The organism is Algoriphagus boritolerans DSM 17298 = JCM 18970, from assembly GCF_900108085.1.
Lineage (GTDB): Bacteria > Bacteroidota > Bacteroidia > Cytophagales > Cyclobacteriaceae > Algoriphagus > Algoriphagus boritolerans.
Genome location: NZ_FNVR01000003.1, coordinates 294,271 through 311,244, shown reverse-complemented (window position 1 = coordinate 311,244; position 16,974 = coordinate 294,271). Strand labels below are relative to the sequence as shown.

9 protein-coding genes are annotated in these 16,974 nt (G+C 43.1%); 7 read left to right on the top strand and 2 right to left on the bottom strand.

Going from position 1 to position 16,974, the window contains the following annotated elements:
* Together C4S61_RS05055 and sdaAB are read right to left on the bottom strand one after the other, a co-directional pair.
* Positions 1-1,356, bottom strand: coding sequence for a TolC family protein (locus C4S61_RS05055; protein ID WP_103923699.1), 1,356 nt, complete (start codon positions 1,354-1,356; stop codon positions 1-3).
* Positions 1,357-1,599: 243 nt separating this feature from the next.
* Positions 1,600-2,277, bottom strand: coding sequence for an L-serine ammonia-lyase, iron-sulfur-dependent subunit beta (gene sdaAB / locus C4S61_RS05050; RefSeq protein ID WP_103923698.1), 678 nt, complete (start codon positions 2,275-2,277; stop codon positions 1,600-1,602).
* A 165-nt stretch (positions 2,278-2,442) separates the two neighbouring features.
* Here sdaAB and C4S61_RS05045 point away from each other — a divergent pair, with 165 nt between their 5' ends.
* The 7 genes from C4S61_RS05045 to C4S61_RS05015 all read left to right on the top strand — a co-directional run bounded on the left by C4S61_RS05045 (position 2,443) and on the right by C4S61_RS05015 (position 16,966).
* On the top strand, positions 2,443-3,246 hold the full coding sequence (locus C4S61_RS05045; RefSeq protein WP_103923697.1) for an aminotransferase class IV: 804 nt from the start codon (positions 2,443-2,445) through the stop codon (positions 3,244-3,246).
* Between the two features lie 125 nt (positions 3,247-3,371).
* Complete coding sequence (locus C4S61_RS05040) at positions 3,372-5,015, top strand: sodium/sugar symporter (RefSeq protein ID WP_103923696.1); 1,644 nt, start codon at positions 3,372-3,374, stop codon at positions 5,013-5,015.
* Positions 5,016-5,023: 8 nt separating this feature from the next.
* The gene (locus C4S61_RS05035; protein ID WP_103923695.1) at positions 5,024-6,532 is read left to right on the top strand and encodes a xylulokinase; all 1,509 of its coding nucleotides are present in this window, start codon (positions 5,024-5,026) and stop codon (positions 6,530-6,532) included.
* A 35-nt stretch (positions 6,533-6,567) separates the two neighbouring features.
* Positions 6,568-7,881 carry a xylose isomerase gene (xylA, locus tag C4S61_RS05030; RefSeq protein WP_103923694.1) on the top strand — a complete coding sequence of 438 codons (1,314 nt, stop codon included), beginning with the start codon at positions 6,568-6,570 and terminating at the stop codon, positions 7,879-7,881.
* 239 nt (positions 7,882-8,120) lie between these two features.
* Positions 8,121-12,230, top strand: a complete 4,110-nt coding sequence (locus C4S61_RS05025) for a hybrid sensor histidine kinase/response regulator transcription factor (RefSeq protein WP_103923693.1) — start codon at positions 8,121-8,123, stop codon at positions 12,228-12,230.
* Positions 12,231-12,332: 102 nt separating this feature from the next.
* On the top strand, positions 12,333-13,322 hold the full coding sequence (locus tag C4S61_RS05020) for a glycoside hydrolase family 5 protein (protein WP_103923692.1): 990 nt from the start codon (positions 12,333-12,335) through the stop codon (positions 13,320-13,322).
* A gap of 488 nt (positions 13,323-13,810) precedes the next feature.
* On the top strand, positions 13,811-16,966 hold the full coding sequence (locus tag C4S61_RS05015) for a SusC/RagA family TonB-linked outer membrane protein (RefSeq protein WP_103923727.1): 3,156 nt from the start codon (positions 13,811-13,813) through the stop codon (positions 16,964-16,966).
* The last annotated feature ends 8 nt before the right edge of the window (positions 16,967-16,974 follow it).

Below are 16,974 nucleotides of genomic sequence, written 5' to 3'. Positions count from 1 at the left end.
TTAGTTTAAGTTTAAGGGGTTACCAAGGTAAAAGTCCAGCACTTTTACTCTGAAGATGTAAGAATATTTTGCGTTAATCAGATCAGCTTGCGCATTAAATAAATTATTCTGGGCGACCTGAAAATCTACTGAATTGATTGCTCCAAAGTCAAATTGTTGCTGTGAGATCCGGAATGTTTCTTCCAGACTTTTTACTTGTAGTAGGGAAGCCTCATAGGATTGTTCCGCGGCCAAAGCCTGCGTAAAAGCAGTCTCAATTTGTTGTCTCAGGGTATTTCTGGCTTCTTGCTCGGCTACTTCTGCAAGCTGCTTTTGAACTTTTGCCCGTTGAAGATTCGCTTTGTTACTGAATTGAGAAAAGATTGGAATAGAAAGTTGAAGGTTGGCTGATTGGGACAGGTTATTGTCAATTTGAGTCCTAAAAGGAATTATCTCTGAAGTGCCCTTTAAGAAGGCCTGATCCACGTAGTTGGAAAATATGGCTACACCCACACCGAGTGAAGGCATAAAAGAACCTTTGGCAATCTTTACGCCGTATTCTGCACTTTCCACATCCGCTTCAGCAGCCTTGATTTGAGGAAGGATGCTCACAGCAATCTCGTAGATTTCAGAAGGATCGTCCGAGGCCAACTCTTGTTCACTGACCTCATAATCAGGCTCAACGACGTCAAAATCATCGGTGAAGGGGATTACCATTGCTTGGGACAAAGCGAGTTTGGCAAGACGTAATCCGTTTTGAGCATTGATAAGATTTACTTGGTTGGTTGCGTTTTGAGATTGTAAATCCAATTGATCAGAGAGTGGCAGAGAGCCCGCCTCAACCAGAGCTTTAGTCCTGGAAAACTGATCTGTTGTGGTTTTTAATTGATTCTCAGCAATTTTTAATTGTTCTCTGTTAAAAACGACATCAATAAATAGATTAATTATGTTTAAAGTGATGTCATTTTCAGCTGCCTGAAGTGAGAATTGGCCTGATTCATAATTTTTCCTTGCCTGTGCAATTGAATTGGTTATCTGGAAACCATTAAAAATGGGCATATTAGAATTTACCTGCGTATTAATGTTACCGATTCGGCGAGTTTCAAACAAGTTCGTCACAGGGTTGATAGATCTACCCCATCTATATCCGGAACTGGCAAAAGCAGTAATGCTGGGTAATCGTGAACCTTGGGTGGCGAGTAGATCAGCTTCGACTATCCCTTGATTTAGCAAAGTTCGTCTTAGGGTCAGGTTGTTTTCAAGTGCTATATCGATGCAAGTCTGAAGTTCATAGGCTTGTGATGCATTTCCATCTTGAGCACGAGAGAAGGAGCAAGCACTGATGACAAGTATAATTCCCAGAAAAATTTTCTTCATATTTCGTTGGTTTAGTTGGAGTTAGTTTAACGTGGACTATGCCTTAGGTTTCGTTATAGCCTGTCCCGATGAATATCGGAAAGGACAGTAAGTGCAATAAAATCAGGCTGTTTGGAAACTGAGGGATAGCACCGCTAGGTTGATCCCGATACCTATCGGGACAAAACAGCTAAGTACTAACTGATTTTGAAGCAATTACCGGCCGCAATAGAATTGCTAATGCATATTTCGGGTTTAAGTGGTTTATAGATCAATGTCTGGAATATAAATCAAATCAGATACCCATGGAAGTGATTTTAAATATTGAGTGGTGATCTCACGGATACCAGAATCCATTTCGATGACATGACACGCTATATCGTTTTTACCTTTCCTGGAAACTGACATGGTTGCAATGTTGGTTTTTTCCTGTGCTATTACACCTGAAATAAAAGCAATCGCACCCGAAATATCAGCCGCTTTGATAATCAGGGTGTGATTTGAGGCCGAGAAATTGGCAGTAAACCCATCCAGTTCAGCAATGTTGATTACTCCTCCTCCGAGACTTTCACCCACCACTTCGATCTGTTTATCACCTTTTTTAAGATTTAGTTTGATTGTATTTGGATGGTGAATGGATGAATTTCCAATTGACTTGAATTTATAGGTTAAACCTTTTTCAGCGGCAATTTCCAAAGCATTCTTGATCCTGGCATCGTCAGTCCTGAAATCCATCAAGCCTCCTAGGATAGCCCGATCACTGCCATGTCCTTCGTAAGTTCGGGCAAAAGAATTGTAAAAAGTAATAGCTGCGCTGTCAGGCGACCCACCCAAAATCCGAATGGCTGCCCTTGCGATCCGTACCACTCCGGCGGTATGCGAGGAAGAAGGCCCTATCATCACCGGACCAATCATATCAAACACGCTACTTTTATTTGCCATAAACCCCTTTTGTCCAATATTAGTGCTAACACGATTAAGATCTCAAGAATAAGTTATTTTTCGCTTTCTTTCGGCATTTTAAGGCTATAAACGTGGTTTTGTTTACTACTTTTAACACTCTCCTCATTGAACAAATTTCATTTTTGATCGAATACGGACATATTTATGAGCGAAATTGATACAATCTTTAGCTGGAATCCGGAAAATTCGGAATGGGAAAAGGCAACTGATTTTCCAATCCCAAACCGAGCCATGAACTTTGGAGACGGTATATTCGAGACTCTAGTTTTTGACGGGAGCAAAATCCGATTTTTCGATTTTCATCGGGATCGCCTATTTGGTGGAATTGAGGTCCTAAAAATGGATGCTGAAGGCACGGTATTTTTAAGACTGGAAAAATGGCTTTTAAATAATTTCGGAGGGAAAAAGCTTCGAGTTCGTCTTAATATTTTTCGGGCTGGATCAGGGAAATATACTCCCGAAATTGACCTAACCCACCAAACGCTCCATGTTCAGGATTTGACTTTTCCTCCGAAAGTCAAACGTACATCCTCCTTTTCGGAAGGTGTAGCACTTTTTCCTTATCCCTGGAGTCGATTCAAAACGCTCAATTCGCTTCCCTACGTGATGGCTGCCAAGGAGCGTATCGAGCGGGACTTGGATGAGCTGATTCTGCTGGACTATTCAGGAAAGGTAGCCGAGGCAAGTGCTGCTACTATTTTCTGGAGAAAGGGGAAAAAGGTCTTTACCCCTGCCTTGACTTGTGGGGGAATCGACGGGATAGGCCGGAGGGCAATTCTGACAAAAATCCCAAGGCTGATCAACGAAGGTGTATTTAGTCCAAATGACCTATTGAGAGCTGATCAAGTTTGGGTATCGAATGTGACAGGAATTAGTTATTTGGAAAAAGTCGATTCCTTAGAATTTTCTACTGAAGAATGGGAGCCACTTTCCGGAATTTTCGAATAAATAAGACCAACTTTATTTTTTTGTGCAGACGTTTGCATCAAACTCTTATCTTTAACGACCTTAATTTGTAAAATTTAAACTACAAGACCCCAACTTTACCTAAAATCCTCAATCAACCTATCTCCATGCTATTAGAACCAATTGATTTAATAGTCTTCTTTGGCTACTGTTTCCTTATCATAGGAATGGGCATTTTTGTCTCAAGAGAGAAAAAAGGCCACGTCAAAAACTCTTCGGATTACTTCTTGGCCTCAAAAGCGCTTCCTTGGTGGGCTGTGGGTGCTTCACTCATTGCTTCCAACATTTCCGCAGAGCAATTCATCGGAATGTCAGGTTCAGGCTTTGCGCTGGGCCTCGCTATTTCCACCTACGAGTGGATGGCAGCGGCGACGCTTTTGGTAGTGGCGATCTTCTTTCTGCCGATCTACATGAAAAAGGGGATTTATACCATGCCCGGTTTCCTGCTGGACAGATACGATACCCGTGTGCGGACGACGATGGCAGTTTTTTGGCTATTGTTGTATGTATTTGTAAACCTGACTTCAGTATTGTACCTCGGGGCGCTCAGCTTGAATACCATCCTGAATGTACCCATGACCTATGGGATAGTAGGATTGGCCCTTTTTGCCATGATCTATTCCATCTATGGTGGGCTTAAAGCCGTGGCTTGGACAGATGTGGTACAGGTGGTTTTTCTGATCGCAGGGGGCTTGGCGACGACTTATATTGCCTTGCAGATGGTAGGCAGCGGGAATGCTTGGGAAGGTTTGGGTATCCTGAGAAAGGAAGTGCCCGGACACTTTTCCATGATCCTGAGTGAGGGTGAAATGATGATTCCCGACGGAAAAGGAGGGACCCGCGATGCCTATGGAGACCTTCCGGGGCTTTCAGTTTTGATCGGAGGGATGTGGATCACCAACTTAAGTTATTGGGGTTTCAATCAATACATCACCCAGCGTGCTTTGGCAGCAAAGAGCCTGGATGAAGCACAGAAAGGGATGATTTTCGCGGGTTTTCTGAAGCTTCTCATGCCATTGATCGTGGTCGTGCCGGGAATAGCTGCCTTAGTAATAGTCAACAACAGCATTGATACCGGATTTATCGAATCTATGAAAGATCCGGTGACCGGGATAATCAAATCGGACCGCGCTTATCCGACCTTGCTTCAAGTTTTGCCTACTGGCTTGAAAGGCTTGGCATTTGCAGCCTTGACCGCAGCGATTGTATCTTCACTTGCTTCCATGGCCAACAGTACTTCTACCATTTTTACCATGGATATTTACAGCAAGTATTTTGGTAAAGGGGCCTCTGAAACCAGTCAGGTTCGTGTAGGCCGAATCACTGCTGTGGTGGCATTTGTCATCGCCGCGATTGTGGCACCTGCTTTAGGTCAATTGGATCAGGCATTTCAGTTTATTCAGGAGTACACCGGATTTATCAGTCCGGGTGTATTTGCGATTTTCTTCTTTGGGGTGTTCTGGAAAAAGACCACTTCCAACGCCGCCCTGGTGGGTGCAGCGTTGAGTATCCCGCTTTCGGTAGTGCTGAAAATCATCTTTCCAGCCCTGCCATTCCTGGATCGAATGGGCGTGGTATTCTTGGTTTTGGCAGCTTTGATGATCCTTATCAGTTTGGTTGAAGGCAAAGGAAAAGATCATCCAAACAGCATCGAAATCAACGCAGAGCTATTCAAAACGAGTACAGGGTTCAAAATCGGTGCTATTTTGATCGCTGGAATCATTGCAGGACTTTACACTATATTTTGGTAATAATTATTATGAGAAAATTACTTCTAGGACTTGACATCGGCAGTTCCTCGGTAAAGGCTTCTTTGCTGGATGCGAGTACAGGCAAGTCTATTGCTTCCAAAGCATTTCCCGAGGAGGAAATGCCCATCAATGCACCTCAGACCGGCTGGGCCGAACAGGATCCGGAGATGTGGTGGACCTATGTCAAAGAGACCATTGCTTTTGTCTGTCAAAAAGCGCAAGTCAAAAATGGCGAACTAAAAGGAATCGGCATCGCCTACCAGATGCACGGATTGGTCTGTGTGGACAAAGATCAGAAGGTACTGCGTCCTTCGATCATCTGGTGCGACAGCCGTGCTGTTGAAATTGGTGAAAGAGCCTTTCAAGGATTAGGAAAAGACTATTGCCTTCCGCATTTGCTGAATTCCCCGGGGAATTTTACGGCATCAAAGCTTCGATGGGTGATCGAAAACCAACCTGAGATTGCCGCAAAAATCCACAAAATCATGCTTCCGGGTGATTTCATTGCCATGAAACTGAGTGGAGAGATCGTCACTTCAGAGACTGGTCTGTCGGAAGGTATATTTTGGGACTTCAAAGAAAACGGGTTGAGTGAAAAGCTTCTGACGCAGATGGAAATCCCCAAAGACTGGATTCCTAAAGCTGCGCCTTCTTTTTCTATTCAGGGAAAGGTAAGTGCCGAAGGAGCAAGGGAAACAGGAATTGAAGTTGGCGTTCCGATATCCTATCGGGCAGGGGATCAGCCAAACAATGCGTTTTCCCTACAAGTATTAAAGCCCGGAGAACTCGCAACTACCGCCGGAACCTCAGGAACAGTCTATGGTGTATGTGATGCTCCGCTTTACGATCCACACTCCAGAGTGAATACTTTTGTTCACGTAAACCATTCAAAGAAAAGTCCTTCCTATGGCGTCTTACTTTGTGTAAATGGTACCGGAATTCTCAATTCCTGGCTCAAAAAAATCATGGGAGGAAAATGGATATCCTATGAAGAAATGAATACAATGGGAGGTGGAGCGCCTATCGGCTCGGAGGGGTTGACTTTTATTCCTTTTGGGAACGGAGTCGAACGAATCATGCAAAATAAACCTGTTGGGGCTCATCTGCTTGGTTTGGATTTGCTGAAACATGATAAAAAGCACGTCGTCCGCGCAGCCCAAGAAGGGATTGTCGCTTCCTTGACCTATGGCTTCAGAATCATGAAAGATATGGGAATGAATCTCAAAACCGTAAAGGCCGGAAAAGCAAACATGTTTTTGAGCCCATTATTCAGAAAGACCTTTGTCCAGATGAATAACGTCAATCTGGAACTCTATGACACCGATGGTGCTCAGGGAGCTGCGAGAGGTGCCGGAATTGGGGCTGGAGTATTTGCTTCTGAAAGTGAAGCCTTTGAAGGATTGAGTCTTCTCGAAACCCTCGAACCCAATCCAAACTTTAGCCAACCTTACCTGGATGCCTATGCACAGTGGGAAAAGAAGTTAAATGAATTACTAAAATCCGGTTTGGCCGGTTAAATCAAAACCTATTTACCTAAATAACCAAGAGAACTATGGCTAAGACCTATTTCCCAAACATCGGCAAAATCCCATTTGAAGGGAAAGAAAGTGACAATCCAATGGCTTTCCGCTATTACGACGAAAACCGTATCATCGCCGGCAAAACCATGAAGGAGCATTTCAAATTTGCCATCGCCTACTGGCATTCCTTCTGTGGTACGGGTGGAGACCCGTTTGGACCGGGAACGATCGTGCATCCTTGGGATGCCAATCCTGATCCGATTCAGCGGGCAAAAGACAAAATGGATGCGGCTTTCGAGTTTATCAACAAAATCGGCGTAAATTATTATTGCTTTCACGATATCGATTTAATCGAAGAAGGGTCAAGTTTGGCTGAGTATGAGAAGCGGATACAAATCATCACTGATTATGCCTTGGAGCACCAAAAAGCTTCAGGTACCAAATTGCTTTGGGGTACCGCAAACGTATTCAGCAATCCACGCTACATGAATGGTGCTTCGACCAACCCCAACTTTGATGTGTTGGCTTTTGCCGGTACTCAAGTAAAAAATGCCCTGGACGCTACCATCAAATTGAGCGGTGAGAATTACGTGTTCTGGGGAGGTAGAGAAGGCTACATGTCTTTACTGAATACCGACATGAAGCGGGAGACAGAGCATTTGGCGAAATTCCTGACTTTGGCCAGAGATTATGCGAGAAAGAACGGCTTCAAGGGTACTTTCTTCATTGAGCCCAAGCCCATGGAGCCTACCAAGCATCAATACGATTATGATTCGGCTACAGTGATTGGTTTCTTGAGACACTTTGGCTTGGATAGGGACTTCAAATTGAACATCGAAGTCAATCATGCCACACTTGCAGGACACACATTCCAGCACGAGCTTCAGGTAGCTGCTGATGCTGACATGCTCGGAAGCATCGATGCCAACAGAGGTGACTACCAAAATGGATGGGATACCGATCAGTTTGCATTAAACCTTCAAGAGCTGGCAGAATCCATGCTAGTGATCTTGACTTCAGGCGGGATCAAAGGTGGCGGAGTTAACTTTGATGCCAAAATCCGTAGAAACTCGACCGATCCTGAAGATCTATTCCTGGCTCATATCGGATCTATGGATGCCTTTGCCAGAGGAATGCTGATCGCAAGTGATATCCTCGAAAAATCTGATTACCTCGAAAGAAGAAAGAATCGCTATGCAAGTTTTGATTCGGGGAAAGGCAAAGCTTTTGAAGAGGGAAAACTGACTTTGGAAGATCTTAGAAACTATGCTTTCGAAGTAGGTGAACCTGCCCAAATCAGTGGTAAACAAGAATATTTCGAAAATCTGATTAATCGATTTATTTAAAATCAATCCGTTTGAATTGTAAAGTCCGACCGGGGTGTTTCCTGGTCGGACTTTTTTGGATCGATAAGATCTGTTTTTTTTAAAGTGATTCAGCTGTACTTATTAATTTGGGGAATGTATACCGCTGTCCTTCAGTCATTTTTAATTTTTTTTGGGTTTTTTAAAGAATCATAGTTCAATTTGGTCAGAGTTTTACTTAATGTGCAAGGATTGAGTTTATTACAGGGTTGCTTAAAGAAATGGGAAGAGTTGTACGCTATATATATGCAATCGTAGGTTTTGGGTGGATGATGGCATGCTATCCTTCCATTGCACAGTCTGGGATGGAGGAATTGGTTTTCAGAAATCTGGATCAAAACCTGGGACTTTCCAATTCCAACGTGCTTTCTATTCTTCGCGATTCCAAAGGAATGATGTGGTTTGGTACGGCTTATGGACTTTATCGCTACGACGGGACACGAATCAAAGCTTTTTTCAATTCAAAGGATTCTACTTCCATTTCTCACAATACGGCAAGTAAGTTATACATAGGACCTGATGATCACCTTTGGGTAAAAAACGTAAATGGGCTTTTTGATGTGTTTGATTCTGATACTGAGAAGTTTTCCAGAGGATCAGCAAGGTTTTTCAAGAAATATAACCTTGCATCCGAAGCCATAGGAATGCTGATGAAGGATCGACAAGGACGTTTTTGGTTTACTCATCCAAATGAGGGAATTAGCATTTACGATTCAAAAACACACAAAACCCAATATCTTAAGACTGGAAATGCAGGTGGTAACCTTGCGTCCAATAAAATTGCAGCAATTGCGGAATCCCCGGATGGCATGATATGGTCTGTTAATCACTCCGGAACGATAGAATTGATTGACCCCAACAGACTCATCGTCACCAAATCGCTGGAGTTGCCAAAAGCAAAAATACCTGCATCTGCAAACTATGAATTGGTGTTGGATTCTGATGGAGATGCCTGGATATTTGATCCGGAGCGAGATTTAGGGGTATTCTGGATCGATGGACTTTCAAATGAGATCTGGGTAAACCGTAAGGAAGAAGGCATTTTCAGATTGAATAATGACATGGTGAAGGCTGTGGTGGAAGCCATAAATGGTCAAATCTGGTTGGGAACAGATCATGGTGGGATTAATATCATTAACAAGAAAACCAAAGAGATTAGATTTTTTGATAATGAAAATGGACTGGAAGCCAACTTACCCCACAGTGTAGTTTACGCACTCTATAAAGATTTCGAAGGTATCATTTGGATCGGCACACATAAGAAGGGTGTTTCTTATTATCATCAGGGCTTGCTCAGGTTTTCACATGTCCGAAGAAACTTTTCAGAACCCCAATCCCTGCCATTCAACGATGTCAATGCTTTTGTGGAGGATAGTCTTGGCAACCTTTATATCGGTACAAATGGGGGAGGGTTGATTTATCACGATCGGAAATCCAACAACTACACCCAGTATCGACATGATCCCAATGATCTAAACAGTGTCACAGGCGATGTAATTGTCGATCTATTGCTGGATCATGAAGGGGTTTTATGGATCGGAACTTATCTTAACGGGTTGGGGAAATTTGACGGAAAAACCTTCACAAATTTTCCGTACCATCAAGGAGAATCCAACGGAATTCCGGGACCGAATATTTGGAAGCTTTTTGAAGACAGTAAAAACAGAATCTGGATCGGTACTTTGCGGTCCGGAATGGCGATGCTGGAACCTGACCGAAAAACCTTTCACAATTATCCTGCAGGAAGTCAGCCGTTTACGCCTCACAATCAATATATCACAGCTTTTGCTGAAGATCGAGCTGGCAACCTCTGGATTGGGGGTGGCAGCGGCCTGAACGTGATCAATTTTGAAAAGAAAACCACGGCATTTTATTCTGAATCTTCAGGAAATGGACTCAAAGAATCCAATATTACTGATATTTTTTCCGATTCTGAGGGAGTAATTTGGCTTACGACCCAAAATGGCCTCCATTATTTTGATCAAAATGACAGTGTCTTTGTCCATTTTGGGGAGAAGGAGGGACTTCCTTCCAATTATCTCGTGGATTTGCTGGAAGATGAAGAACGAAATTTTTGGATCAGCTCTCAGAAGGGCCTTTCTTATGCTCAGGTAAATCGAAGCGTCCAGCCTTTTAAGATCACATTTCAGAATTTTGACCAAAAGGACGGACTTCAGGCTTCATTATTCAACAAAAACTCCGCGCTAAAAACCAGCCATTCCGAATTGATTTTTGGTGGCCCGAATGGGTATAATATTTTCAAGTCAGAGAACTTTGCCTTTGAGCAAAACAATCCTGTTGTGGTATTTACAGATTTACAGCTGTTCAATGAGCCAGTAGGAGTGGGGGAGAAAATCGGCAAGCGGATTCCTCTGGAAAAATCCCTCGAAAACACCGAGAAGCTAGTACTTAGGTATGATGAAAATATGTTTAGCATTGGTTTCAGTGCGCTTAATTTTCTTTATCCTGAGAAGAATAAGTATCGCTACAGATTGCTTGGATTCAATGAGGAGTGGATCTACCTCAATGATCAACTCGCGAAGGTTACTTTTACTAACCTTGATCCCGGAAGATATACCTTGGTGGTGCAGCCGGGGACGGTCTTGGATAGTTGGGGTACATCTGAATATTCGTTGGATATTGAGATTTTGGCTCCCTTCTGGAAAACGCCATTGGCCTATTTATTTTACTTGGTGGCCATGGTTGGAAGCATTTATTATTTCAGAACTCAACTACTTACTCGTCAAAAGGAAAAATTTGAACGGGAAAATGCGGTCAGAGAAGCGAAACGGGTTCAGGAACTGGATAAGCTGAAAACCAAGTTTTTTACCAATCTGAGTCATGAATTCAGAACCCCATTATCCTTGATTTTGACTCCAGCAGAGCATCTTTTAACTGAGTCTAAAGACCCGGTACTTTCTGGCCAGTATAAAATTATCCAGCGAAATGCCCGTCGCCTTCTGAAACTGATCAATCAGCTTTTGGATGTCAAGAACGTCGACAAGGGGGCTTTGGCTTTTCACTCTTCTGAGGGGGATATTGTCCAATTTGTCAGAGAAAGCATTTCTGATTTCAAGGAATTATCAGATAATCAACACATTCATTTAAGTTTCGAGACTAGTACAGCGTCGCTTCAGGCCATCTTTGATCCGGATAAATTGGAGAAAATTATTTTTAACCTACTTTCCAATTCCTTCAAATTCACTCCTGAAGATGGAAAGATCCATGTCAAACTGGAGATTTTTGAAGAGACAGAGGAACACGCCATTCTTTCGCTTTCAGTAGCCGATAGTGGAGTGGGAATAGCTTATGAAGATCAGGATAAAGTTTTTGAGCGATTCTATACTACTGAGGGCCATGGACACCAGTTAAATCAGGGAAGCGGAATAGGATTGTCTCTAGCTCAGGATTTTGCCAAGATCATGGGAGGGATACTAGACGTCCAAAGTGACCCCGGAAAGGGTTCGAAATTTACCCTAACCATGCCCCTTGGTTTAATTCTGGAAGAAGATGAGGAGGACTTTATCCAGCAGCAAACTACCGCTTCGGAATCCAAAAAAGACTGCATTTTGATTGTAGAGGATCATCGTGAGTTTAGAAACTACCTCAAAGATTGTCTGGTCGAAAATTATCAGGTATTGACGGCTTCAAATGGGGTTGAAGGTTTGGAAATTGCCCGGCAGTTGATACCCGATTTGGTGATTTCGGATTGGATGATGCCCATGATGGATGGGGAAGAGCTCTGCCAAAAAATCAAAGGAGATATTAAAACCTCCCACATTCCGGTAGTTTTGCTCACCGCAAAAAAGTCCGAGGAAAACCTGCTCAAAGCATTGGATAGTGGCTGTAATCTCTATTTGACCAAGCCTTTTAACTTGGAGGTACTTCAGTTGAATGTCAAGAATCTGCTTCGCGAACGTAACATGAAACAGGAGCAAAATCGGAAGAAAATTGAAATCAATACTTCGGAAGTGGAAGTGGTTTCCATGGATGATCAATTGATTCAGAAGGCAGTTGCTTTGGTTGAGCTTCACATCGAAGATCCAATGCTGTCCGTGGAATTCCTAAGCAAGGAGCTGGGCATGAGTCGGGTTCATCTTTATAAAAAACTGCAATCACTTACTGGAAAAAGCCCCATCGAATTCATTCGCTTCATCAGACTCCAACGCGCAGCCCAATTGTTGGTCAGAAGTCAATTGTCGGTATCAGAAGTTGCTTATAAGGTTGGTTATAATAATGCTAAATATTTTGCAAAGCAGTTTAAAGCGGAATTTGAAGTATTGCCTTCTGAGTATGCAGGTAAAACGCAATCTTTAGCCTCGGATTCATAATTGGGTCTGCTGTTTACTTTTGATGCCCTTATTGGTAACAATTGCCTCCCATATCTCTGCTTTGATAGGGCTATACTTGCCAATCGATTAACAACCTGACCCATGCACCGCTTCATCACCATTGTTTTGAGCTTGCTTTCCGCATGTTCTGTGGCTTCTGAGCCTAGCATTAATCCTCCAATTGTCAATCCACCTGTTGAAGTTTCCAGCCAGCAGTTTTTTGGTCAACTCAAAGTTCAATCCGGACAGCTTAGCGATTTAGAAGGAAACCCCGTAATGCTAAGGGGTGTCAGTTTTGGTTGGCATAATTGGTGGCCAAGGTTTTATAACGATTTAGCGGTCAGATGGCTGAAAGAAGACTGGAATGTCAACGTGGTCCGTGCTGCAATGGGAATAGATCCGACTGGGGCCTATTTCGAAAACCCGGATTTTGCCATTGAAAAAATGAAAGCTGTGATTGATGCTGCCATAGAGGAAGATGTTTATGTGATTATCGACTGGCATAGTCACGAGATTTACTTGGATGAAGCAAAAAAGTTTTTTGAGGAAATGGCTGAGACTTACGGTCATAATCCACACATCATCTATGAATTGTATAATGAACCCATTGATGATACCTGGGAAGAAGTGAAAGCCTATAGTGAAGCCATCATCACCGAAATAAGAAAACATGATCCGGACAATATCATTTTGGTTGGCTCGCCGACTTGGAGTCAGGATGTGCACCTTGTCGCCCAAAATCCCATTATGAATCAGGAAAATATCATGTATGTCCTTCATTTCTATGCGGCAACACACAAAGACTATTTGCGAAACAGAGCCGAGGCAGCCATGAACGCTGGACTTCCGATCTTTGTATCCGAATGTGCCGGAATGGAAGCGACTGGAAACGGTCCTATTGATCAGGCTTCCTGGACGGCCTGGCTTAGCTGGATGGAGTCCAAAAAAGTGAGTTGGATAGCTTGGTCTGTTGCAGACAAAGATGAAACCTGCTCCATGCTTCTACCCCTTGCATCGTCAACCGGCAGTTGGTCCGAAGGTCAGATCAAACCATGGGGACTACAAATCCGAAAAACCCTGCGAAGTAAATAGGTCCTATTGAAAACCTGAACATCTGAATTTCCGGTTTCGGATAAAATTTTAGAATTATTTAAATCGGCTTCTATGAAAAAATCATGAAAGTCCTAAGTTTTTAGCATTTTGAAAAAGCCGGAAATTTGAAGATTTAAGCGGTTTTTTTCACTTTTTTCAACTCGTTAACATTTGGTACCCTAAATGAAAACATTTGGACACCCTCAAATAAATGTAGGCGGTTTAGCTTTATAGAGATCAAAGCAATAAGCCCAAAAACCTGGATCCTTCCTTACCATTCTTATCGTGCTCTTTTTGCAATCGATAGGATTGGACTTAAAAATGAAGGATGTATCAGTGGATTTCTGGGAGTATCGCAGCGATTTTTTTCTTCCTAAAACCAACTGCTATGCGCGTTTCAAATCAACTTCCTGAGAATTTCATTCCCCCGGAAAAAGCCTTTTCCTTCCAAACCTATTTACCATTTTCTTACAATTAAACCCCTAATGATGAAAAAACTATTACCACTATTGCTTATGCTTCTGGTGGGTGTGGTTCAAGCTCAGGTGACCGTGCGAGGCACAGTCAAATCCTCAGGCGATGACCTTACTCTTCCGGGAGTTACGGTGCTGGTCAAAGGTACCACTACCGGTGTAGCAACCGACGGAGATGGAAGCTACTCCATCTCCGTGCCCAACTCAAATTCTGTGTTGGTTTTTAGCTTTATCGGCTTCAAACCACAAGAAATTATGGTTGGAAATCAATCCGTAATCGATGTCACCCTTGACGAAGACATGTCTTCACTCGATGAGGTGGTAGTCGTGGGTTATGGTACGATGAAAAAGCGTGATATGTCCTCTGCACAAGTTTCTGTTTCTTCAGCAGATATCGAACGCACGGTCAACACGACAGTTGAGCAAGCCCTTCAAGGACGTGCTGCAGGTGTATATGTAACTCAAAACACCGGTGCTCCAGGAGGAGGGATATCTGTAAATATTCGTGGTGTGAATTCTATTGGTGGTACAAATGAGCCACTTTATGTAATTGACGGAGTGCAAATTCAGCCTCAGACAGTTTCATTCGGTGCTACCTCCGGAACAAACCCACTTGCAGGCCTTAACCCAAGTGACATTGAATCCATGGAAGTTCTCCAAGGACCATCAGCTACAGCGATCTATGGATCCAGAGGTACCAATGGTGTGATCATGATTACCACTAAGCGTGGAAAAGCAGGTCAGACCAAGATCAGCTACAATTACCTATACAGTTTGCAGGACAAGCCAGATCCATTGGATGTCATGTCGCTCAATCAGTATGCGACGATGGTAAACGAAATCAATGAAATCACCGGCGGTACACCTCCGGCAGCGTTTCTTGATCCAAGTCTTTTGGGATCAGGTACGGACTGGCAAAATGCTCTGTTCAAAACAGCCGGTCTTAATAAGCATACCCTTAACCTTTCAGGAGGAACTGAGGCGACTCAATTCTTTATATCCGGTGAATACTTCAGTCAGGATGGTATCGCTATAGGTTCTTCTTTTGACAGGTATTCTATTCGGGCAAACGTCGATAACCAAACCAGAAAATGGTTGAAAATAGGAATGAATATGCAGCTGTTCCATACTGATGAGCAGCTTGCTACCGGTAGCTCGGATGTAATAAACAACGCAATCCAAATGGCTCCCAATATTCCGGTGACTAATCCGGACGGTTCGTGGGGTGGAGCGGATCCCATCAACGGTTCTAGTCTTCAGTTTACACCTCCTAACCCAATTGCCTTGGCAAATTTGCTGGACAGATCTTTCATGAGAAGGGGAGCCTTAGGTGGGTTCAATATCGAAGTGGACCTCGTGGAAGGATTGAAATTCAGAACCATGGTCAATGGAAATGTGAACTACAACAATGGTCATTTCTTTACTCCGACTTATCAGCTCGGATCAGTGACCAATGATATCAACCAATTAAACAAAAACACAGATACAAGTTTTGGCTGGAACTGGAGTCAAATGTTGACTTACAGTAAAGTCTGGGGTAAGCATGCATTGGATGTAATGGCCTCTCATGAAGCTCAGGCAAATCAGTATGAATTCATGAGTGCAGGAAGAGTTAACTTTTCCTCGAATGATCTTGCGGAGCTGGGTCTTGGATCTGCTCAGGGTGCGACCAACAGCGGCGGTGCTGGACATTGGGCAATGGAGTCCTATTTTGGACGGGCAAACTATACATTCAACGAAAAGTACATAGTCCTTGCTGCCTTCAGAGCGGATGGTTCTGCAAACTTCGGTCCTGAAAACAGATGGGGTTATTTCCCTTCTGTATCTGCTGCATGGAGAGTTTCGGAAGAAAACTTCCTCAGCAATGCAACTTGGATGGATGAATTTAAAATCCGTTTTGAAACAGGTCTTACCGGAAATCAGGGAAATGCGAATGCGATTTTTGCGCCTTTGAGCTCACCAAGTGTTCCAACTCCATGGGGAAGTGGATTCCTGGTCTCAAGATTTGGAAATCCAGCATTGAAGTGGGAAGAGACCTCTACCATTAACGTTGGTTTTAACCTGAACATGTTTAACAACAGAGTTCAGATTGAAGCGGATTTCTATTTGAAGAAAACAGATAATCTCTTGCTTCCGAATCCACTTCCTTGGTATATGGGAACCTCGGGTGAAGGAAGTATCGGAACTCCTACTGTAAACATTGGAGCACTGGAAAACAGAGGTTACGGTATTACCATTAACACCGTCAATATCGAAAACAGAGGCAATGGTTTTACCTGGAACTCTAACTTCAATTTCTCAGGATTTAGAACTGAAGTAACCAAGTTTTTCTCCGAGACGGCATTTATAGACCGCACCGCTTGGTTCATGAATAACTTCACTCAGCGAGCAGTTCCCGGACAAGCACCTTGGTTGTTCTTTGGTTACAAAGCGGATGGAATCTTCCAGACAGTGGAAGAAGTAGCATCAAGTGCCAGACCAGTCGATAACTCAGGTAACCCACTTCCTGTAGGTCCTGATGGCATTTACATCGGAGATATCAAATATGTGGATATCAATGGGGATGGAGTAATAGATGAGCGTGATCAAACCTTCATCGGTAACCCTTGGCCAAAATTCACTTTCGGTACTACCCAGCAGTTCGGATATAAGAACTTCACCTTGGATGTACTGTTAACAGGGTCCTTTGGAAACGATATCTACAATTACAACAGATTCAATAACACCAATCCGAACAATGTGAACCTGGGAAGAAACATGCTTTTGGAAACGTATGGCTACTCTAGGATTGATATGGACGGGTCAGGAAATCCATTCATTACTAATCCTGAAAGTAATATTCCGAGAATCAACGTAACTGATCTTAATGGTAACGGCATCCGAATCTCAGACAACTTTGTCGAAGACGGAAGTTATGTCCGCGTGAAGAACATTCAATTGGGTTATACTTTCCCTTCTTCTATAATAGGAAAGCAGAATGCAATTCAAGGTGCTAGATTCTCAATCGGAGTTCAGAATGCCTTCACTTTCACCAAATACACTGGATTTGATCCGGAAGTAGGTGCTTATGTGGGTAACAACGTCTCTGCAGCAAATCAGATGATTGGGGTTGATTATGGAAGATATCCCTTGACCAGAATGTACACCGTGAGTTTAGGTCTTGACTTCTAATCAGAAAA